We start from the raw sequence: 20,613 nt of genomic DNA on the forward strand, positions 1-20,613 counted from the left end.
GCTTTTTTCAGAGGCGTCTGATTATGTCCAGAGTAGCAGTCGATTGCTATACTCTGCATTGCGCTGCGTCAGGAAGGAAAAGCCATGTCGGGAACGGGGCGTATCCCCCTGTTGATCCAGGAAGCCGGAGAGGCAGTAGGCACGACGTCGTTTCATGATCCAGGTCGCGGCGCCCTCCTGCGTCTTGTGCCGGTCGGTGGCTTCGCTGGGGAGTGGCTTGTCAGTCGTGATGTTGCACCAGTGCGGGCTTCCTGGATGGGGCATACGTCCTCCTGCGCCTGCTGCGCCGGACAAAACCCGCTTCTGTCTGCACTGAACCAGTTGTTTCTTGATCGTGTGCGGGGACAGTGCCCGTTATTCTCGTTCGTCGTGATTTTATGTGCGGATAACCGTCAGCGGCAGATCAGACAAATGCTTGAAAGTGATGTTTTGGCCAAGGCACGTTACATATTTTAGATATTACGTATTTTTAGCGAGCCTCGTCAGGAATTTACACAATATCAGTTAAGGAATATGAAGAGATTTGTTGCGAAGTTCGGCAATTTCGATGACTTGAGATGAGAAACGGAGATTCCTGCTCGACAGGGGGAGGGGTTTTCGCGCTATTCGGGCGGCCTGAAGTCTGAGCGGCTAAGTGGAACACAAGAGGAAGCTTCGTGAAGCATCGTGATGGCCTCGCTGCGAACAGCGAAACCCAGAACCCCGTTTATATCCGCCTGCGGGCCGCGATGGCGGCTGCAAAGTTTCACGGGCTGGATCTCGACATCCGGGATTTTGCAGCCGAGCCTGGTGAAGACTCGCCTTCGCCGGCTGCTCTGGCGCGATGGCTGAATGATAACGGTGCCGTTGCCAAGGGAATGCGCATCAAATGGCGCTTCCTCGTGCGTATGCAGAATACGCCGCCGATTGTTCTCATGTTCCGCGATGGTTCCGCCGCCCTGATGGTGCGCGCTGATCCCGAGAAAAACATCGTGTGGCTGCGCGATCCGCTCGGCGATGAGGGAAGCATCCCGGTAGCTGTCGATGAACTGCGTCTGTCACAGGTCTGGACAGGCGATATCCTTCTGGTGAAGCGTCGTCGCGATCTTTCAGAAGCCGATGCGCCGTTCGACATGATGTGGTTCGTCAAGGTCGTGATGCGCGAAAAGCAGTCGCTGCGCGATATTCTGTTCGCGTCGATGGTGCTGTCGATTCTCCAGATCTTTCCGGCCCTGATCGTGATGCAGGTGATTGACCGCGTGGTGAATTACCATTCGATGTCGACCCTCGTCTCCATTACGGCCATCGTCGTCGTCCTGAGCTTCTACGAAACACTTCTGAATTACGGGCGACGTGAACTCACGCTGGTGATGACCACACGTGTCGACACACGCATTTCACTGCATGCCTTCAATCGCCTTCTTGCGCTACCGCTCGAATTCTATGAGCGCGAGCAGACGGGGCGTATTCTTGGTCGCTACATGGCCATCTACAAGGTCCGTGACTTTCTGACCGGCAAGCTGATGTCGACATTTCTCGACATGTTCACGCTCGTCGTCATTCTACCGCTGCTCTTCTTCATGAGCGCCACGCTGGCCTGGATGACCGTTGCCTGTGCCGGTCTTATCGGCCTGATCATCGTGATCTTTCTTCCGCCCATGACGCGGGTCTACAACAAGCTCGTCTTTGCAGAGATGGAACGCAGTTCCATTCTTTATGAGACAGTCGCAGGTATCCGTACCGTCAAGACGATGGCCCTTGAGCCCACGCGCCGTGAAAAATGGGACGAGACAACGGCCGATGTCATTCGCTGGAAGCTGGCTGCAGGGCGTATGCAGAACTGGCCCAGCACTTTGGTGATGCCACTCGATCTGTTCATCAATCGCGGTATCATTCTCGTCGGCGCCTATCTCATTCTCTCCGGGTCGAGCACGATCCAGCCTGGTGCTCTCATGGCATTCATGATGCTTGGCGGCCGTGTGGCGCAACCCCTCGTCGGGCTTGCTAAGATCCTTGAAGATGTCAACGAGGTCCTGACATCGCTCGGTGAAGCCGGACTGGTGCTGAATCAGCCGACCGAAACCAAGGCGCTTACCTCGGGCCTGAGGCCTCCTGTCAAAGGGGCGCTCTCTTTCTCGCAGGTTGATTTCAGCTATCCGGGATCGAGCATCAAGGCGCTTAACGACGTCAATTTCGAAATCCCTGCGGGGACCATGCTTGGGCTGGTCGGGCGTTCAGGATCGGGCAAGTCGACCGTCACGCGTCTGCTGCAAGGCGTCAGCCGCAATTACACCGGCTATCTGCGTCTTGATGGTGTCGAGCTGCGTGAAATCAATCTGAGCCATCTGCGTCGTTCGTTCGGCGTCGTGCTTCAGGATAACTTCCTGTTCCGTGGCTCGGTGCGTGACAATATCACTGCCGGTCGTCCCGGTTATACGATGGATGACGTCATTCGCGCAGCCCGCCTTGCCGGTGCGGAGGAATTCATCGATCGCATGCCGGCAGGTTACGACACCCCGATCGAAGAAGGGTCGACCAATATCTCCGGCGGCCAGAGGCAGCGTCTTGCCATTGCGCGTGCCGTCATCAGCGATCCGAAGCTCATGATTCTCGACGAGGCGACGTCTGCCCTCGATCCGGAGAGTGAAGCGCTGGTCAATGCCAATTTGCAGCGTATCGGCAAGGGCCGCACGATGGTGATCGTGTCTCACCGCCTGTCATCGCTGGTTGATTGCCATCAGATCTGCGTCATGGACAAGGGCAAGGTTGTCGATGTGGCCCCTCATGAAGTGCTGCTCGAGCGCTGTGAGATCTATCGCATGCTTTGGATACAGCAGAATCGCCATGAAACTCGCAGTCATGGCGGTCAGACCAACCGGAACGACCAGAATGACGATCCCATGCTGATGGATGAGGAATAAGCCGTGAGCAACAAGGATATTGTCCCCGAAAACGGTAAGGACGAAAGCCGTGAGGTTCAGGCTCATGTGCCACGTCAGGCCGATGATCCGTTTGCCCAGCAGGGCATGCCGCTTGCGTTGCTTGAATTCCATTCTCCCAGTGCGGCGATGGTCAACATGCCGCCAACTGCGACGGCACGCTATATCATCTGGATTGTCGGTGCGCTGTTCATGTCCGGGCTTATCGCGTCGGCTGTGTTCCCCCTCAACAAAGTCGTCAGCACGCCAGGCAGGCTGGTTGCGGTGGATCGCGATCTGATCATCCAGCCGCTCGAAATGTCGATCATCCGCTCAATCGATGTCGAGCTCGGTCAGTATGTGAAGAAGGGGCAGGTTCTTGCCCATCTCGATCCGACCCTTTCAAAGGCCGATATCGTCAATCTGAAAGCGCAGCGTGATTCCTATCAGGCGACGCTGGCGCGTCTTCACGCAGAAGCAGATGGCAAGCCCTACACGCCTGATCTGAATGACAGCTATTCGGTGCGTGAAGCAGCGGCCTATGAGCGCCGTCATGCGGAATACACGGCCAAGATCAATCAGTTTGATCAGGAAGTTGCCGCCCTTCAAAGCCAGATGACGGGCGCACTTGCCAGTGCCGCCATGCATCAGAGCCGCGGTCGCGTCGCAAATGAAGTGCTCCAGATGCGTCGCCGCCTGCAGGCCGACCAGGTTGGCAGCAAGCTCTCAACGCTTGCGGCGCAGAGCGAACTGATGGATGCCGAGCGGGCCCAGATCGAGGCGCAACAGACGGCAGCGTCAACCAAAGCCAAGCTTGCTGCGACCCAGGCGGAACGCGATGCGTATGTCCAGAACTGGAAAGGGCAGGTCTATACGCAGCTGACCGAAGTGCAGCATCATCTTGATGAATCAGTCGGCGAATATGACAAGGCGGCCCTGCGCAACAAGCTTGTTGTGCTCAAGGCGCCCGATGACGGGGTCATTCTCAATATTGCCAAGCTGTCGGTAGGCTCCGTCATCTCGCCCGCCCAGATGCTGATGTCGATCGTGCCTACCGGCGCAGCGCTCGAGATGGAGTCAGTGCTGCGAGGTAACGATGCAGGCTTCGTCAAGCTGGGCGATCATGCGCTTCTGAAGTTCTCGACCTTCCCTTACACGCAGTATGGCGGTGCCGAAGGGACGGTGCGCCTGATCAGTGCTGACAGTTTCAGTGCGGGTGACATGAAGAGCGCAGCGGCAGGGCAGCCGCCCAGTGGTGATGACGATCCGTCGCAGAGCGGCTTCTATCGCGTCAGGTTGCGCATCGACCGCTATACACTGCATGGTGTGCCGACCTTCTTCCATCCGACGCCGGGCATGCCGGTTACGGCAGATATTCAGGTCGGCAAGCGCACCGTGCTCCAGTATCTCTTCAGTAAGGTGATCCCCGCTGCTACCAACGGGATGCGCGAACCCAGCTAGGCAAGGGCGGCATATCCGCGAGAAGGAGAGTGGTTTGGCTCTGAAGGAAAAGCTGGCCTCGGTTATATCGCGTGATGCTCGTCTTAGGCAGGCAATCGCGCAGCTCGAGTCCGGAGATGATGCGGTCAAGGGCTTCAAGGCCCTGGGCCAGCTTGCCCAGCAGGGCAATGTCGAAGCGCAGTACCGAACCGGGAAGGCCTATCTCGAAGGTTGGGGTACGCCACCTAGTCTCGAAGATGGCACGAGATGGGTGCGCAAGGCGGCGGAGGCCGGGCATGTCCAGGCGCGCCTGACGCTTGCCACGCTCTATCTCGTAGGCTTTCCTGAAGGCTTCGATGAAAACCGCGCCACCATCATGCGTGATGGAAAGGAGCGCAAGCGCGTTCCCGATTTGGAGCAGGCGGCCCATTGGAGCCGTCTCGCCGCCAATGAGGGGCAGCCAGACGCACAGGCCCTTCTCGGTTATGTGCTGACGAATGGCCCCGAATCATTGCGCAATCCTGCCGAGGCGCGGGAATGGTATGAGAAATCCGCTTCTGCCGGATCGGCCCAGGGGCATCTCGGCCTTGGTATGGCGCTTCATTCCGACCCGAAATCACCTGAAGATCTCGCGCGCGGCACGGCCGAACTGGTGCAGGCGGCTGATGCAGGTCTGGCGACAGCGTTTTATTTTCTGGCCTGGATCAACGAGCAGGGTATTGGTCAGGCGCAGGATCTCGCTGCGGCAGCCCGCTATTTCGAGAAAGCGGCTGAGCGCGGCATCGTTCAGGCGCAGACACGCTTCGCGCTTTATCTGCTGCAGGGAAAGGGGCTGGCTCGTCGGCCGGATCGCGCCGAAACCTGGCTGCGTCGCGCTGCTTTGGGGGGCGATGCAGAGGCGGCGGCCCTGCTCGGCGATCTGCACATCCGGGGCGAGGAAATGGCCCCGAATTATCTTGAGGCAGCCACCTGGTATCAGGTCGCTGCCGAGTTGGGGCACGGCGCTGCGGCGCGTGGTCTGGGTCTGCTCTATCTGACCGGTACCGGTGTGCATCGCGATCCGGACGAGGCCGCCAGATGGTTCCGTGTTTCGGCAGAGTGCGGCGATCGTGTGGCTGATGCCGATCTTGGCAATCTGGCCCTGACGGGCATCGGGTCGGAAGAAGGCCGGGTCGCTATGCAGAAGCGTTTTCTGCAGGCCGCGGAAAACGGCGATCTGGTCGGCGCCTTCAATGTTGGCGTCTGCTATGCCGAAGGTGTCGGTACCGAGCGTGATGATGCGCGGGCTGCTTACTGGATGCAGCGTGCGGCAGATGGCGTCGTCAATGCCCAGTACTGGCTGGGCCGCATGTATCTCGAGGGCCGTGGCGTGCGAGAGGATGCAGGAGCTGCAGTGCAATGGCTTGAAAAAGCGGCACAGGCCCGAATGACTGAGGCGATGATCCTGCTTGCGCAGCTTTTTGTTTCGGGGCGCGTTCCGAAAGGCAGGGACCACGCGCGCGCACTTTCCCTTTATGTCGAAGCCGCGCAGCACGGAAGTGTCGAGGCCATGTTCTCGGCCGGTGCGATGCTTGGAGGAGGACATGACGTGCCAGTTGATCGTCGTGAGGCACAGCGTTTCTTCCGTCTTGCGGCAGAGCGGGGTCATGCGCTGGGGCAGCTCATGCTGGGGCGGTATCTCAAGAGAGGTCTGGCAGGCGAGGTCAATCCGGTCGAAGCCCGTATCTGGCTAGAGCGTGCGCAGTCTCAGGGTGTAGACGAAGCCTCGCCCGAGCTGGCAAAGCTTGAACGACGGCTGGGCACACGCCCAGGAGGGCAGACACCTGCCCACTAGGCGGCCCCCTCCCGTTCGATCGGGCTTTGGTCATGTCATAACTGACAAGGATCGGGCAGACTGGCAGCGTTGGCATGACGCGCGTGCTCAGGAAGCCTATCGCCGCGGGACCGATGCCGTTCAGGCAGGGGACCAGAACACAGGTCTCTACTGGCTGGGCCGTGCGGCTCGCATGGCCCGTCACGATCCTAACGTCATTTTCGCTTTCGGCATGGCCTTGTTGTCTGCCGGTCGCTGGGCGGCCGCCCATGACGCGATGGTCTGGATTACCGAACGCTTCATCATGCGCAAGGCGCTGGTTGGGCAGGCCATCGCCCTGTCTCATCTTGGCCGGATGGCGGAGGCGGTTTCGGTCTTTGAGAGAATGCTCTCAAATTATGCGCCTGCGCCCGAGGCCTTTCCATGGGTTCAGCGTTTTCTACCCTATTCGGGTCGTCCGGGGTGGTGTGCTACCAGCAATGACGGCATCGTCATGGGCCAGTGCCCCAATCCGGTGATGATATGGCTTGATGGGGAATGCGTCGCGCAGGATGTGGTCCTGCCGTTTACCCTGCCCGACAGCTGGATGCGAGCCAGCCAATTAACCGTGTCGTCCCAAGGACAAGCACTCTACGGCGCTCCGATCGCGCTGGGTGCAATCCGTACGTTGCAGGGTTTTGCAACGGTCGCTCACCACCGTCTGGAAGGCTGGATCTGGTATCCTGCCGATCCTGATTTCACCCCTCATGTCGTGATCGATACCGGCGCAGAGCGTATCGAACTGACGGCGTCTGAGCTTGAGCAGGGAGCCAAGCTGGAGAAGCCGCTCGCCAGACCACGTCATTTTGACATTCCCTTGGCGAATCTTCCTTCACGCGACATCCGTATCCTCGATCGCTACGGTCAGCCTCTGACCGGGAGCCCGATTGGGCCTGCGGTCATGTCGCTGCTGGACAGGAAGGAGGAACCCACCACACGTCCTGCGCGCACCACCCGACGAAAGAAGCCCCGTGTTGCGGCGCGTCCCACGGGCTGTCTCGTCATCATTCCAGCCTATCGCGATGTGGCTCTGACACGCGCCTGCATTGACGCTGTGCTGGCGCAGCAGGGTGACGATATCGAGTGTCTCGTCGTGGATGACGCGTCTCCCGAGCCGGAACTCTCGTTCTGCCTCGACGAGTTCGCTGCCCGTGGCGCTATCACGCTGATCCGTCATGAGCAGAATCACGGCTTCACGGTCAGCGCCAATGCGGGGCTCGCCTGCGCAGCAGGACGTGACGTGATCCTGCTGAACAGCGATGCGCTTCTGCCCGCTGGTGGGATCGGGCGACTGCGCGCCTGGCTGGATCGCGACGCGGCGATAGGCACGGTCACGCCCTTCTCCAATGACGCGACCATTCTCTCTTATCCATCGGTGACAAAGGCGAACCCGACACCAGATCCGAAAACCGGTCAGGGTTTCGACCAGATCTTTGCGTCGCTGCCGCAGACCGGATTGATCGATCTGCCGACAGGTCATGGATTTTGCATGGCGATCAGGGGGGATTGTCTGGCCCAGACCGGTCTTCTGAACGTCGAGATTTTCGCGCAGGGTTACGGGGAGGAGAATGATTTCTGTTGCCGTGCGGCCGAACTCGGCTGGCGTAACATTGCGGCGACAGACCTTTTTGTACGTCATGTAGGTTCGGTGTCGTTCGGGCGGACGCGCACCCTGCTGCTCGATCGTAATTTGCGCATGCTCAACAAGTTGCATCCCGGGTATGACAGGCTCGTTAGGCAGTTCGTCGATGCCGACCCTCTGGCGCCGGTCAGGCGTAATGTCGGGCTGGTGCGTATGCTCGCCCGGCGCCGGTCCATGAAGCAGTGCCTCATGATGGTCTCGCATGATTCCGGTGGCGGGGTTGAGCGTGTGGTGCAACAGCGACGCGTCGAGGCGGAAAAAGAGGGCACGCAAGTGCTGATCCTGCGACCGCATCTGAAAGGATGCCGGATCGAGGATTGCGGTGGCGATGTCACCAATCTCGTTTTCAGCCTTCCCTATGAATGGTCCGACCTCGTGACGGTCCTGCGTCGCATGCAGATTGGCCGTATCGAGTGGCATCATCTTCTTGGTCACGCTCCCGGCATGAAGACGCTGGCGTCGGCGCTCGATCTGCAATGGGACATCGTGCTGCACGATTATGTCTGGTTCTGTCCGCGAATCTGCCTCGTCGGCCCGAACCATCATTATTGCGGAGAGCCCTCTCTTGCCGGGTGCGAGAGCTGCGTGGCCCAGCAGGGCACACTGATCGACTCCGATCTGTCTGTGTCTGAGCTGGTTGGGCGCTCCAATGACATGCTGCGTGGTGCACGCGCGGTCTTTGCCAGCTCGCATGATCTGCAGAGACGTATGCGACGTCATTTCCCCGGGCTGGATGTCACGCTCGAACCGCTCGAAACGGGACATTACCCCCCACTCAAGCCTGCACGGCCCCGTGACGGCCACCGCCGTCGTATCTGTGTGCCCGGAGCCATAGGGCGGGAGAAGGGCTTCGAGATTCTGTTGCAACTGGCCCAGGACGCGGCGAATCGTAATCTGCCGCTGGATTATGTCGTCGCCGGTTATACAATCGACGACGACCGCCTGATGGCGACAGGCCATGTGATGATTACGGGCGAGTATCGTGAAGACGAGGCGACGCGTCTGATCGAGTCTTTTGAATGCGACCTTGGTCTCATTCCGTCAGTCTGGCCGGAGACCTGGTGTTTTGCTCTTTCCAATCTGTGGAATGCCGGATTGAGGGCGGTAAGTTTCGATCTGGGGGCGCAATCGGAGCGTATTCAGAAGTCAGGCAGGGGGGCAGTGGTGCCACTCGGGATGCCTGTGCCATTATTGAGTAATTTCTTGCTACACTTATCACATTAAAGGATGCGACTTTAATAATTGCATATTAGCTGATATAGCTCGTGAGATTTCTTAACGAAATGTGGTCAGGTTCGGTGTGCCTGTATCTTTTGTCCAAGCTCAAATAAGTGGTGAGTAAGTATAGATGTCTAACTCGACGAGTTCTCCGGGGCAGGATCAGGTAGTTCAGCTCAAGGTCCATGGATCTCTGATGACATTCGATGCGGGGCTGTATTGTGTTTTCCTGCCGCCTGAAAGTGCCGCGCACTGCGTCAATGGCTATCCGGCGGTTACGGTCACCCAGGCGCCCAACATGCCGGCAGGTGTCGTGTCCATCACCACGATCGACGATGACGGGGTGATCAGCGCAAGCCATGGTGCAGGGGCGGGTGCCGCTCTGGTGCGTGTGTCACGCGGTCCGGCGCAGATTCTCGTCACGACCTATCAGGCGCCCGACAGCACCCTGCCTGCGCCGGGCATCCAGGTTGCCCGTCTTTCGGGTGAGCCGGTCGCATCAGCTGGTGCCGCAGCTGCATCTCAGACCGCTGTTGCGGCTCAGCCCGGCGCCGTGGCGCAGGCCTCTCATCCTGACTTCAAACCTGAAGTCGCAGCCCATGTTCAGCGTCGCGGCGATGTTCTTGCCGCGATTGGCGAATGGATGGGTGAGCCCGGCAGTCAGAACTGGATCGAGGGTTTTGGCATTGCACCGCAGAGCCAGATCGCGCCGGAAGATATCGAATACCAGGCAGTGCTTGGCAAAGGCTGGTTGTCTCCCTGGGCTGAAGCGGGTCAGTATTGCGGCTCGCGCGGCATGGCGCTGCCGATCCTTGGTTTGTGTGTTCGCCTGAAGAATGGCGCTGAAGACAAGTTCGACATCGTTCTGAGCGCGACCTTCACCGATGGCACGCGGCTTGGCCCTGTGTCCGGCGGAGAAACGCTGGAAGCTGAGTCACTGGCACCGCTTGAGGCTTTCCACCTGGAAATCCTTCCCCGTGACGCTGGCACGAGCGCCGCTGCCTCGGGCAAGGGCGCCAAGAAGGCCTCACCTCGTCGCAAGGCCTCGTAAGCCTGATATCAAGAGGCTCTCTGCCAGGCAGCGATGGCATGAGAGCCCCCATTTGCCTGGTCATGGGCGTGTCTGGCAGGGGGCTTGAGCCCGCTACCGGAATCACGGCAGGAAGAGGACCGCTCTTTCATGTCGAGCAATTGAAAGTCTGTCGGTCGTGCGTTTCCTGTTCGTGCATCAGAATTTCCCCGGCCAGTTTCTCCATCTGGTCCGGCATCTGCACGCGCAGGGCGAGCACGAGATCGTCTTTATTTCCGAGGCCAATGAGGGAGCGCTTCCCGGTGTGAGGCGTGTGTTGTATCGGCAGGACAGGGCCGTCTCACAAAATACCCATCCCTCATTGCGCGAACTGGAAATGGGACTGATCCGGGCCGAGGCGGTGGCGCGTGCTGCCCAGACGCTCAAGGGGCTTGGCTACACACCCGATATCATCATCGGCCATCATGGCTGGGGCGAGTTGCTGAATATTGTCGATGTTTTTCCGACAACGCCAATTCTCGGTTATTTCGAGTTCTTCTACCATACAGACCGGAATGACGTCGATTTCGACCCGGAATTCCCACCCCGGCCAGACCTCTTTCCGAATGTGCGCGTCAAGAACGCCATCAATCTTCTGGCGCTGAACCTCAATCAGTATGGCCAGACCCCGACCCTTTTCCAGAAAAGTACCTATCCGGACTGGGCGCAAAACCGCATCAGTCTTCTGCGTGAGGGTGTGAATCTGGATCTCTGTGCGCCTGAGCCGGCGATTTTCGAGCGTGATGTCGCGATTGGTCCGCATGTCATTCGTCCGCAGGACAGGCTGATCACCTTCGTGGCGCGCAATCTCGAACCTTATCGTGGTTTTCACAGTTTCATGCGCGCCCTGCCGCGTATTCTTGCTGAGCGTCCCGATGCCCGGGTCGTGCTGATTGGCGGTGATGGCACGAGCTATGGCGCCCCGCCGCCGGTCGAGGCGGGTAGCTGGCGCAATGTGTTCCTCAATGAAGTGGCCTCACGGCTCGATCTTGATCGGGTACATTTCATGGGCAAGGTCGATTACGACATTTTCCGCACCGCGCTCAAACGGTCCGATGCGCATGTCTATCTTACCTACCCGTTTGTCGCCTCCTGGTCCCTGCGAGAGGCCATGGCCACGGGCTGCGCGATTGTAGGCAGCCAGACGGCCTCGGTTGAGGAATTTGTTACCGACAGGCACAACGGGCTTCTGGCGCCGTTCCTGGAGCCGGATCGTATTGCCGATTCCATTCTCGAGATTCTCGAAGACCGCAGTCTCGCCGCCACACTCAGGCAGGGCGCGCGGCATTTCGCCGAGTCTGAATTGTCGCTTGATGGCTATCTTGCAAACTACGACGCCCTGATAGGCTCCATCGTCAACTGACAGAAGCCTTCAGGGCGTTCGGGTGAAACCTGTATTTCTGCCCCGGCAGGCCGGGGCAGGGGGATGGGTCAGAAGATTTCGATGTGCGACTTGAAGCCAAGCGTCGCTGCATCCTTCAGACCCTGCTGGGCACCCGGGCGGATGAAGTACTGGAAGTCAGGAGCGAAGGTGATGCCGCGCCAGACGCGGATCTGATACATCGCTTCGATTACCATACCGTTGGTCTGCGGGAAGAAAGAGCCGTTGAGCAGGGTCTGATAGCCCAGGCTCTGCTGGATTTCCTGCGCGGTCTTCACCTTCTTCGAAACCTGGATGTAGCTGAAGTTCACACCCCAGGCGTCCAGCGGGCGGGATTTCCAGAAACCGCGATCCAGCACACCGATCGAGTACTGACGTTCACGCGTCTGGGTGACGGGTGAGTTGTTGTAGAACACACCTAGCAGGGTGATGCCGGCGTCAGGGCCATTGCCCTTGTGGCGCATGATCATCTGGTCGGCCAGGGCATAGGCAGACCACGAGTTGTTATGCACCTTGCGGGCCTGACCCGTCACAGCCCAGTAATTGTCGTTGATATCGTACAGCACGTCAGGATGGGGCGCCGTATCGACAATGCCACCGATTTTGTAGTGACCGGGCAGCTTGTCCTTGCCAAAGATGGGTTCCCAACCGGCTTCGACCGGTGCTGCTTCACCATTGATATCCGCGCCGTTCCACTTGAAGCCGGTGCGCATCTGTTTGACGCCGTAGATACCCATCGTGTTGAAATACACGCCTGCCTGAATATAGGTGTATTGCGACGGACGCACACGTACACGGGCAGCCCAGTTTGAATCCGGATAGGATGAATGGCTGGTATTATCGGACGATGCTTTCGGGTTACCGCAGAAAGCATTGTTCATGAAGTTGCAGTAGAGGGGGTTCGACGAGAAATCCGTCAGCAGCGGAATGCGACCGGCTGCGATGTCGAGATGACCGTTGAACAGGGTTTCTTCACCATAGATATAGACAAGGTGGACAACCACGTTGCCGCCGCCGCCATAGATTTCCTGGCTGGGGTTCAGATTGTCACCAAACATGCGGCTGGCAGGAATGCCGTAACGGCCTACGAACACGGCATGGGTTGAAAAGCCGCGAATGCCAGCGAGCTTTTCCCAGTCGATATCGTTTTCAAAGCCGTACTGACCGGCATTGCTGCTGCCCTGACGCAGGCCCAGACCCTTGGTCGGGCTCGTGATTGCGCCTGCAAATTCATTGGTCGTATCCAGCAGGATCGCCACGCCATGCTCACGCAGCCAGGTGTTCCAGCCCCACGGATCATCGAAGATCGCTTCGGGGTGCGGCAGCGGAGGAACTGACGAGTTCTGCAGGTTATATGTGCCGATCGGACTCGAAACGCGCACGGCGGGAGCAAGGCCCGTACCGTTCGGGGCGCCACCAGCCAGAGGCGACTGTGCCTGGGCTGCGGGGATGGCAGAGAACGTGGCAAGAGCTGTGGTGACCACACCCAGCGCCTTGATGGAGATACGGGGAAGAGACATGAGGGCAGTCCGCCAGTCGGATGGAAAACGCAAAGTTCCGTTACAGGATGGGAGGAGGGGGTTATTCCTGATCCCAACATGACCTTTTTATTACATATGATTTAGAATTGGCAACGGGCCGAGGCCCCGTTTTCCACTCACAGCCCTGTGAGTAGAAAAACCGGAAAGACGCTGTGTCTTTCCGGTCACTGTTTATTACAGCGTGTCGGCTTTACTTGGCGGCTTCAAGAGCAGCGATAATAGCCTTCTTTGCCTCTTCAGGGCCTTCCCAGCCAGAGACTTTCACCCATTTGTTCGGCTCGAGATCCTTGTAACGCTCAAAGAAATGACCGATCGCCTTCAGTGTGATTTCGGGCAGATCGTTGATCGTCTTCACGTCGGTGTACTGCGTGTGGATCTTGTCGTGAGGCACGCAGATGATCTTCTCATCCTGTCCGCTCTCATCTTCCATCTTCAGCATGCCGATCGGGCGCGCACGGATGACAGCACCCGGAACGATCGGGCCGGGGGCCAGAACGAGGGCATCGGCCGGATCACCATCAGCAGCCAGCGTATTGGGGATGAAACCGTAGGCTGCCGGGTAATTCATCGGTGTGAACAGAAAACGATCCACAAATACCGCGCCGCTTTCCTTGTCGACTTCGTATTTGACAGAAGAGCCCTGCGGAATTTCGATCACGACATTGATGTCATCGGGAACAGACTTGCCGGGGGAGATCTTGGTGACGTCCATCACTTCATTTCCTGGTGGGGTTGAAATTATGGCATGATCTTAGCCGTTCATTTCTGTCCTGCCCAGATGCCGTAACGTTATGTACCGGTCATGTTGTTATAATTGTCACGGTGCGCCGTTTCTACATTACTTTCGCGATGCTGTTCTAGCGATCGACATGACCCAGATCGCGTTCCGGGGCGATGACATCGCGCAGGCGCTGCTTGATATCCTTGGGCCCTGGAAAGCCGCCATCGCGCTTGCGCTCCCAGATCAGAACGTCACCGACCGTAATGCTGAAATGCCCCCCGGTATCTGGCACAAGCGCCACCTCGCCAAGATCGGTGCCGAAGCTGGACAGAAGTTCCTGCGCGATCCAGGCAGAGCGCAGCATCCAGTTGCATTGCGTGCAATAGCGTATGGCAACGCGTGGTCTGAGGGGTTCCGTCGGAACGGGGCGGGGAGTTTCGGTGGTCATCCATTCTGCTCCTTCAGCCATGTCAGGCGGGCTGACAGCCATAGCGGCACCTGTCGGGGGCCAGCCATGTCAGCACGAAGCCGTCCTGTCACTGCTAAATTGGGGCGAACACGGATTTCTTTGCCCCGTCATCTTGCAAAAAGCCCCGAATTGCGCGATTTCCAGCCTATCCTATGCGCCTGTAGCTCAATTGGTTAGAGCAGGCCGCTCATAACGGCTTGGTTGCGGGTTCGAGTCCTGCCGGGCGCAGGGGTCTCGCTCCATCATGGAGCGCATTCGAGCCGCGTTCTCGTCTTTTCCGACCGACCATTTCATCAGGAGATCCGTCATGGCCGCCTATCAGTATGTCTATGTCATGAAGGACCTGACGAAGGCCTATCCCGGGGGGCGTGAAGTCTTCAAGGGCATCACCCTGTCCTTCCTCCCCGGCGTCAAGATCGGTGTGCTCGGTGTTAACGGCGCCGGTAAATCGACTCTGCTCAAGATCATGGCCGGCATCGAGAAGGAATATGGTGGTGAGGCCTGGGGCGCAGAAGGCGCGCGCATCGGCTATCTGGAGCAGGAGCCCAAGCTCGACGAGTCCCTGACCGTTGGTGAGAACGTGGCGCTCGGCTTTGGCGATCTGAAGCACGCTGTCGATCGTTTCAACGAGATCTCGATGGCTTTCGCCGAGCCGATGACCGATGACGAGATGACCGCTCTTCTGGCCGAACAGGCCGAATTGCAGGAAAAGATCGACGCCGGCGACGGCTGGGAGCTGGATCGCAAGCTCGAGATCGCTCTTGAAGCCCTGCGTTGCCCGTCTGCCGACAGCCCTGTCACCATGCTTTCCGGTGGTGAGCGTCGTCGCGTGGCGCTGTGCCGCCTGCTGCTCGAAAAGCCCGATCTGCTGCTGCTTGACGAACCGACCAACCATCTCGATGCCGAGAGCGTGGCCTGGCTCGAAAAGACCCTGCGCGATTATCAGGGCACCGTCATGGTCATCACCCATGACCGCTACTTCCTCGACAATGTCACGAACTGGATTCTCGAAATCGAGCGTGGCCGTGGTTATCCGTTCGAAGGCAATTACTCCTCCTGGCTGACCCAGAAGCGCAAGCGCCTTGCCCAGGAAGAGAAGGAAGAAAGCTCGCGCCAGCGCGCTCTTGCCGCCGAGCAGGAATGGATCAGCGCCTCGCCCAAGGCCCGTCAGGCCAAGAGCAAGGCCCGTATCACCAAATACGAGGAAATGCTGGCCGCCAGTCAGGAGCGTGCCGGTGGCACGGCCGATATTGTCATCACCCCCGGCCCCCGTCTGGGCGGCACGGTGATCGAGGCCGAAAACCTCTCCAAGGGTTTTGGCGATCGTCTGCTGATCGACGGGCTGAACTTCAAGCTGCCGCCGGGTGGCATCGTGGGTGTGATCGGGCCGAACGGTGCGGGTAAGTCCACGCTGTTCAAGATGATCACCGGTCAGGATCAGCCTGATGGCGGCTCCCTCAAGATCGGTGACACGGTCAAGCTGGGCTATGTCGACCAGTCACGCGACTCGCTCGATGACAGCAAGACGGTCTGGGAAGAGATCTCGGGCGGCACGGATGTCATCCAGCTGGGCAAGCGCACGGTGCCGTCGCGCGCCTATGTCGGTGCCTTCAACTTCAAGGGCTCCGATCAGCAGAAGCGCGTGGGTGTGCTCTCGGGTGGTGAGCGTAATCGCGTGCATCTTGCCAAGATGCTCAAGAAGGACAGCAATGTCATTCTGCTCGACGAACCGACAAACGATCTCGATGTCGACACGCTGCGTGCGCTCGAAGACGCTCTGGCCGAATTCGCAGGCTGCGCTGTGGTCATCTCGCATGATCGCTGGTTCCTCGATCGTCTGGCCACGCATATCCTCGCCTTTGAGGGCGATAGCCATGTCGAGTGGTTCGAGGGTAACTTCCAGGATTATGAAGAAGACAAGCGTCGCCGCCTTGGCCCGGATTCGACCGAGCCGAGCCGCATCAAGTACCGCCCCATCGCACGCTAAGGGATGAGGATGTCGGAGTGGCGTTTCTCTGACATCTCTTCTCCTGATGTCATGTCTGGAGCCGGGTCGTGATGCTGGGTCGTCAGATCCGCACCCAACGTCTTGTCCTGCAGCCGGTCAACTGGCGCGACATGCAGGACATGATCCGTCTCAAGACCAATGGCGCCTCTTTCGGTCGCATGCTGGGTGGGGTGCGCTCACTCCAGCAGGTCGAGGATGAAATGGCCGATGACCTCGCTTTCTGGGCGAAGCGGGGGATTGGCATTTTTACCATTCGTGAAAATGACCGCTTTGTCGGGATCACAGGACTCCATGAGCGCCCCGATGGTCGCGGACTCGGTCTGCGCTTTGCGCTCGTGCCCGAGGCTGCAGGGCGCGGTATTGCCCGTGAGGCGGCTGGTGCCGCACTGCGCTTTGCGCTTGATGCCGGAATCGAGCGCGTGGTGGGGGTGACCCGTGAGGACAACATGCCCTCGCGTATCGTTCTGGGCAGTATCGGTATGCATTATGTCGAGAGCTTCGAGCGCGACGGCTATCTGATGCTTGTCTATGAAATCACGCAGGACCGGCGCGCCGCTCCGTCCTAGAGGCGCCCCGTACGCAGTGCCCTGGCCCAGTCTGGCCGACCATTTCTTTCTGCAATCTGAGCCGCCTGCTCCCAGTCATAGGCGACGGCATGGAAGCTGGCAGTCCAGTTGCCGTTTGCGCCGTTGAGCAGCGCGTAACGTGCATGCGGCGAGGCATTGCTGATCTGATGAGGGAATGGTTCGTTATCCTCATAGGCAGGCAGGCCCACGCTGCCGGGATTGAGTGCCAGTCTCCCTTCTCCGAATGCCACCTCGCGCTGAATATGGGTATGACCGCACAGGATGAGGCGGGCGTCGGTGCCCTCGGTGCGGGCGACAATTTCTGCCTGAGTGGCAGGACGCAGGCCTTCAGTCGAGGCAGTTTCAAGGAAATAGGCGGTGTCGCTGGTGGGGGTGCCATGAACGAGAAGGATATCGTTCTCCAGCTGAAGCGTTGCCGGGAGCCTTGCCATCCAGTCGAAATGGTGAGGGGCGAGGGCCTGGCAGGTAAAGCGGTCGGACCCCCCCATCTCATGAAATGATTGCGTGAGAAGCTGCCGCTCGTGATTGCCGGCAATGGCAGTCGGGGCGATGGAGATCAGTCTTTCGGCTGTTTCGAAGGGCAGGAGCGGACCAGAGAAATGATCGCCCAGAATGACCAGCTGGTCGACGCCTTGCAGGGCGCAATCTGCCAAGACGGCATCAAGTGCCGTGAGATTGCCATGTATGTCCGCAAGGACGGCTATTTTCATGGGGTAGGTCTTTTCGTCGGGAGCGTCACAACTCCCGACGAAAAGGATGTGTCGTCAGTGACGATGCGAGAGCTGACGCTCCAGCGCGCTGATGAGCGTCGCGACATTGCCGCCATTGCGGGCAAGGTAGGAGCTGTAATCCTGACGCTGGGTCAGACGCAGGCTCGTGCCTTCACCAATCATGTCGACAATCTTCATCCCGCCGTCCTTGGCGATCAGAAGACCCATATCCGCCGTGGGCTGGCCGGGGCGCATGATCTGTGCGCTGACAAGCTCGCCATTGGGCGTGTTGGTGGCGCCGGTCACGCGAAAGCTGACGCCCTTGTAGTCGCCAATCTTGTCGGTCACCGCATTGACCAGAACCTGATGGAACAGCTTCAGATATTCGGCCTGCTGCTCAGGCGTTGCCGAACGCCAGTAGCGACCAAGGCAGAACTTGCCGATCGTGGCGATGTCGACATTGTCCTGAAGCAGCGGCAGCACTTCCTGGCGCTTTTCGCTGAGGGATTTGTCGCTGTTGATGATGCCAACCAGCTTGCCACCGAAAGCAGTGACAAAGCCCTGGGCATCTTCAGCATGAGCAGGCGTGCTCAGCGCAGCAACGGAGACAAGAGCCGTGGTCATCAGACCAAGGGCTGTACGGCGGGAAAAGGAAAGGCAGGTTTTGAGCATGTCGGGAGGTCCTTAATTGTACCAGTCCGGCACGGTCGCCCGGTGGTCATTACGTATGGCGTCAACCTGGCTTTGGCGGTTCTGCTGCCAGGCGCTTCGGATGAACGCATAGGGATCAAGCGAATCCTGCTCGACCTGGTCGATCTCGTCAATATGAGAGGAGAAGCCGCCCAGAACGCCCGCGATGTTATAGGCCCAGTTGAAGGTCAGCAGGCCATAGCCGCGCGGCACATAGTTGATGGGGGAAAGCCCCTGTGCAATCGCATAACCGCCTGCATCGCGCAGGGTGTTCGGACCAAGGCCGGGCAGGAACATGTAAGGCCCGCTCGGTACGCCCCAGGTGGCCAGCGTCAGGCCGGGGTCGCTGTCATGATGCGGATAGCCGAGTGACGTTGCAACATCGATGAACCCGGCAGCACCAAGAGTCATGTTGATGATGTAGCGCATGAAATCGTCACCGGCGCGGCGGGGCTTGCCAGCGCCGACATCGCTGAAGAAGACCGTGGGCATGTACCAGGTCTGGTTCAGGTTATCGATCGAGTTGCGGATCGGCTTGGGAATGGCCCAGGCCCAGGCCTTGCCGACCGGACGCAGCGCATGATGATAGGCCCACATCTGGACATTATACATCTTGCGATTGACCGGTTCGTACGGATCGTTGGCTTCCTTGTAGTCCGCGAGAGCCTCGGGGTCCTTCGGCGGCGGGTTGCGCCAGCTTGCACAGGCGCTCAGGGAAAGCAGAGCGGTCAGACCGACAAGAAGACGGCCGCCCTTGCGCTGTCCACGCCGTTGCGTCCGGCTCTCGACGGCAGATCCGGTTTCAGGCCGGTTATCGGAATCACCTAGCGGTGCGGTCATCGCAGTCCCCAAGTCGTGTCAGCGCGCCTGGCGGCGCCAGAAGTCGCGCACAAGCCCACGATCGTTTTGTTACAGGCTGCAGAACAGCCCCGGTCTCACTCACTCAAAAGCGTAACCAGAGACGCAGCGTGACGTCTTCCCCCTCGCTGGGGGAGTGGCCGACGCTGTCTCCCGGGAGACGCAGCATTGTCGTTTTCTAACATGATGTCCGCCAGACGCCAGACTGTAGATAAAAACTCACGCTGCCAGCATAGCGTTTGAGCGGGGCCAGGGTTGGGGAAGATGGATTTTATGTAGTTTGACACAGATCATTTCCCTGACCAGTGTGGCGTCAAATCAACAGATGGAAGCACCTTGTCCATGAGAGCAATTGTTAAGAGCGCCGTTTGTCTGGCGGCGCTTGCCGGTATGGCTGATGGTGCGGCGCAGGCAGCGCCCGCTGTAACGGTCCAGCCCTGGGGCAAGACCCCTGCCGGGCAGGACGTGAAAATCGTCACCCTGACCAATGACCATGCCATGACCGTGCGGGTCATCACCTATGGCGGCATCATCCAGTCCGTCGAGGCACCCGATCGTGCCGGTCACGTGCAGGATCTGGTTCTGGGCTTCGGTACGCTTGATGGCTATACGAAGGACTCGGCTGAAGGCGGACTGTTTTTCGGCGCCATGATCGGCCGTTATGCCAATCGTCTCGCTCATGGCACCTTCACCATTGATGGCAAGAGCTACCATACCGATCTGACCGATCCGCCGAACGCGCTGCATGGCGGCAAGATCGGCTTTGACAAGCATGTCTGGACGCTGGTTGGAACCAGGAAGACGGAAAAAGGAGCTTCGGTCACACTGCGTCTGGTCAGCCCGAATGGCGATCAGGGGTTCCCGGGTAAGCTGACGACCGACATCACCTATACGCTTGACGAGAACAACGCGCTGAGCCTGCATTATCAGGCGACGACAGATGCGCCGACCGTGCTCAACCTGACCAATCACAGCTACTGGAACCTCAATGGCGAGGGTTCGGGCACCATCGAGAACGAGATCCTTCAAGTGAATGCCGAGCGTTACACGCCGACAGATCCGACCTCGATCCCGACGGGTGAGTTGGCTCTTGTCGAAGGCACGCCGCTCGATTTCCGCAAGCCGACGCGTATTGGCGACCGTCTGCGCAGCGATTTCGCCCAGATGGTCTATGCGCGTGGTTACGATCATAACTGGGTCGTCGATGGCGCCTATGGCAAGGCAGTGCGTTCGGCTGTGACGGTCTACGACCCTTCCTCAGGCCGCACGCTCGAGGTCTCGACAAACCAGCCCGGTGTTCAGGTTTACACCTCGAACTCCCTGACGGGAAAATATGCGGGTATCTCGCATCGGACCTACCGTCAGACGGATGCGCTGGCCATCGAGGCCGAGCACTATCCTGACAGCCCGAACCATCCGTCCTTCCCGACGACGGAACTGCGTCCGGGTCAGAAGTTCGACTATACGACCATCTTCAAGCTCGGCACGCGCTGAGCTGGTTTCTGCCCACCCGCTCAGGGTGGGCAGGAA

Annotated in this window: 16 protein-coding genes and 1 tRNA gene; 10 read left to right on the forward strand and 7 right to left on the reverse strand. The window is 59.0% G+C overall.

Annotation, left to right across the window (positions count from 1 at the left end; all coding sequences use genetic code 11):
* Positions 1 to 21: 21 nt before the first annotated feature.
* Entirely contained in the window at positions 22 to 264 is a 243-nt protein-coding gene (locus AA105894_RS14180; protein ID WP_267312334.1) for a hypothetical protein, read from the reverse strand.
* A gap of 464 nt (positions 265 to 728) precedes the next feature.
* Here AA105894_RS14180 and AA105894_RS14185 point away from each other — a divergent pair, with 464 nt between their 5' ends.
* The 6 genes from AA105894_RS14185 to AA105894_RS14210 all read left to right on the forward strand — a co-directional run bounded on the left by AA105894_RS14185 (position 729) and on the right by AA105894_RS14210 (position 11,481).
* Complete coding sequence (locus AA105894_RS14185; protein WP_267312384.1) at positions 729 to 2,900, forward strand: peptidase domain-containing ABC transporter; 2,172 nt, start codon at positions 729 to 731, stop codon at positions 2,898 to 2,900.
* A 3-nt stretch (positions 2,901 to 2,903) separates the two neighbouring features.
* A complete protein-coding gene (locus tag AA105894_RS14190; RefSeq protein ID WP_267312335.1) occupies positions 2,904 to 4,358 on the forward strand; it encodes an HlyD family type I secretion periplasmic adaptor subunit in 1,455 nt (484 codons plus the stop codon).
* Positions 4,359 to 4,392: 34 nt separating this feature from the next.
* A complete protein-coding gene (locus AA105894_RS14195; RefSeq protein WP_267312336.1) occupies positions 4,393 to 6,171 on the forward strand; it encodes a tetratricopeptide repeat protein in 1,779 nt (592 codons plus the stop codon).
* Positions 6,122 to 9,055 carry a glycosyltransferase gene (locus AA105894_RS14200; protein ID WP_267312337.1) on the forward strand — a complete coding sequence of 978 codons (2,934 nt, stop codon included), beginning with the start codon at positions 6,122 to 6,124 and terminating at the stop codon, positions 9,053 to 9,055. Before AA105894_RS14195 ends, AA105894_RS14200 begins: the two co-directional genes overlap by 50 nt.
* Before the next feature lie 190 nt (positions 9,056 to 9,245).
* Complete coding sequence (locus AA105894_RS14205; protein WP_267312338.1) at positions 9,246 to 10,100, forward strand: hypothetical protein; 855 nt, start codon at positions 9,246 to 9,248, stop codon at positions 10,098 to 10,100.
* 157 nt (positions 10,101 to 10,257) lie between these two features.
* On the forward strand, positions 10,258 to 11,481 hold the full coding sequence (locus AA105894_RS14210; protein WP_267312339.1) for a glycosyltransferase: 1,224 nt from the start codon (positions 10,258 to 10,260) through the stop codon (positions 11,479 to 11,481).
* A 68-nt stretch (positions 11,482 to 11,549) separates the two neighbouring features.
* Here the strand turns inward: AA105894_RS14210 and AA105894_RS14215 are convergent, their stop codons facing one another.
* The 3 genes from AA105894_RS14215 to AA105894_RS14225 form a co-directional block, all read right to left on the reverse strand.
* Positions 11,550 to 13,019, reverse strand: coding sequence for a carbohydrate porin (locus AA105894_RS14215; protein WP_188426149.1), 1,470 nt, complete (start codon positions 13,017 to 13,019; stop codon positions 11,550 to 11,552).
* Positions 13,020 to 13,230: 211 nt separating this feature from the next.
* Complete coding sequence (ppa, locus tag AA105894_RS14220; protein ID WP_127100618.1) at positions 13,231 to 13,752, reverse strand: inorganic diphosphatase; 522 nt, start codon at positions 13,750 to 13,752, stop codon at positions 13,231 to 13,233.
* 145 nt (positions 13,753 to 13,897) lie between these two features.
* Positions 13,898 to 14,209 carry a SelT/SelW/SelH family protein gene (locus tag AA105894_RS14225; protein ID WP_267312340.1) on the reverse strand — a complete coding sequence of 104 codons (312 nt, stop codon included), beginning with the start codon at positions 14,207 to 14,209 and terminating at the stop codon, positions 13,898 to 13,900.
* 175 nt (positions 14,210 to 14,384) lie between these two features.
* Between AA105894_RS14225 and AA105894_RS14230 the strand changes: the two genes are divergently transcribed.
* The 3 genes from AA105894_RS14230 to AA105894_RS14240 all read left to right on the forward strand — a co-directional run bounded on the left by AA105894_RS14230 (position 14,385) and on the right by AA105894_RS14240 (position 16,804).
* Positions 14,385 to 14,458, forward strand: a tRNA-Ile gene (locus AA105894_RS14230).
* 79 nt (positions 14,459 to 14,537) lie between these two features.
* Entirely contained in the window at positions 14,538 to 16,217 is a 1,680-nt protein-coding gene (ettA, locus tag AA105894_RS14235) for an energy-dependent translational throttle protein EttA (RefSeq protein ID WP_267312341.1), read from the forward strand.
* Positions 16,218 to 16,288: 71 nt separating this feature from the next.
* Positions 16,289 to 16,804, forward strand: coding sequence for a GNAT family N-acetyltransferase (locus tag AA105894_RS14240; RefSeq protein WP_267312385.1), 516 nt, complete (start codon positions 16,289 to 16,291; stop codon positions 16,802 to 16,804).
* Here the strand turns inward: AA105894_RS14240 and AA105894_RS14245 are convergent.
* The 3 genes from AA105894_RS14245 to AA105894_RS14255 are packed head-to-tail and all read right to left on the reverse strand — an operon-like array spanning position 16,801 to position 19,065.
* Positions 16,801 to 17,535 carry a metallophosphoesterase family protein gene (locus AA105894_RS14245; RefSeq protein WP_267312342.1) on the reverse strand — a complete coding sequence of 245 codons (735 nt, stop codon included), beginning with the start codon at positions 17,533 to 17,535 and terminating at the stop codon, positions 16,801 to 16,803. The genes AA105894_RS14240 and AA105894_RS14245 overlap by 4 nt on opposite strands.
* A gap of 54 nt (positions 17,536 to 17,589) precedes the next feature.
* On the reverse strand, positions 17,590 to 18,207 hold the full coding sequence (locus tag AA105894_RS14250) for an MlaC/ttg2D family ABC transporter substrate-binding protein (protein WP_267312343.1): 618 nt from the start codon (positions 18,205 to 18,207) through the stop codon (positions 17,590 to 17,592).
* 12 nt (positions 18,208 to 18,219) lie between these two features.
* Positions 18,220 to 19,065 (reverse strand): MlaA family lipoprotein, encoded by an 846-nt coding sequence (locus tag AA105894_RS14255; RefSeq protein ID WP_188426143.1) that lies wholly within the window; start codon positions 19,063 to 19,065, stop codon positions 18,220 to 18,222.
* A gap of 360 nt (positions 19,066 to 19,425) precedes the next feature.
* Between AA105894_RS14255 and AA105894_RS14260 the strand changes: the two genes are divergently transcribed.
* Positions 19,426 to 20,577, forward strand: coding sequence for an aldose epimerase family protein (locus AA105894_RS14260; protein ID WP_267312344.1), 1,152 nt, complete (start codon positions 19,426 to 19,428; stop codon positions 20,575 to 20,577).
* The last annotated feature ends 36 nt before the right edge of the window (positions 20,578 to 20,613 follow it).

It is taken from the genome of Asaia spathodeae NBRC 105894, assembly GCF_025994195.1.
Taxonomy (GTDB): domain Bacteria; phylum Pseudomonadota; class Alphaproteobacteria; order Acetobacterales; family Acetobacteraceae; genus Asaia; species Asaia siamensis.

What these genes read in the sequence shown, in the direction of transcription:
- AA105894_RS14180 (WP_267312334.1), bottom strand. Translation starts at nt 264, where the DNA reads ATGCCCCATCCAGGAAGCCCGCACTGGTGCAACATCACGACTGACAAG.
- AA105894_RS14185 (WP_267312384.1), top strand. Translation starts at nt 729, where the DNA reads ATGGCGGCTGCAAAGTTTCACGGGCTGGATCTCGACATCCGGGATTTT.
- AA105894_RS14205 (WP_267312338.1), top strand. Translation starts at nt 9,246, where the DNA reads ATGACATTCGATGCGGGGCTGTATTGTGTTTTCCTGCCGCCTGAAAGT.
- AA105894_RS14215 (WP_188426149.1), bottom strand. Translation starts at nt 13,019, where the DNA reads ATGTCTCTTCCCCGTATCTCCATCAAGGCGCTGGGTGTGGTCACCACA.
- ppa (WP_127100618.1), bottom strand. Translation starts at nt 13,752, where the DNA reads ATGGACGTCACCAAGATCTCCCCCGGCAAGTCTGTTCCCGATGACATC.
- AA105894_RS14225 (WP_267312340.1), bottom strand. Translation starts at nt 14,209, where the DNA reads ATGACCACCGAAACTCCCCGCCCCGTTCCGACGGAACCCCTCAGACCA.
- ettA (WP_267312341.1), top strand. Translation starts at nt 14,538, where the DNA reads ATGGCCGCCTATCAGTATGTCTATGTCATGAAGGACCTGACGAAGGCC.
- AA105894_RS14240 (WP_267312385.1), top strand. Translation starts at nt 16,289, where the DNA reads ATGCTGGGTCGTCAGATCCGCACCCAACGTCTTGTCCTGCAGCCGGTC.
- AA105894_RS14245 (WP_267312342.1), bottom strand. Translation starts at nt 17,535, where the DNA reads ATGAAAATAGCCGTCCTTGCGGACATACATGGCAATCTCACGGCACTT.
- AA105894_RS14250 (WP_267312343.1), bottom strand. Translation starts at nt 18,207, where the DNA reads ATGCTCAAAACCTGCCTTTCCTTTTCCCGCCGTACAGCCCTTGGTCTG.
- AA105894_RS14255 (WP_188426143.1), bottom strand. Translation starts at nt 19,065, where the DNA reads ATGACCGCACCGCTAGGTGATTCCGATAACCGGCCTGAAACCGGATCT.
- AA105894_RS14260 (WP_267312344.1), top strand. Translation starts at nt 19,426, where the DNA reads ATGAGAGCAATTGTTAAGAGCGCCGTTTGTCTGGCGGCGCTTGCCGGT.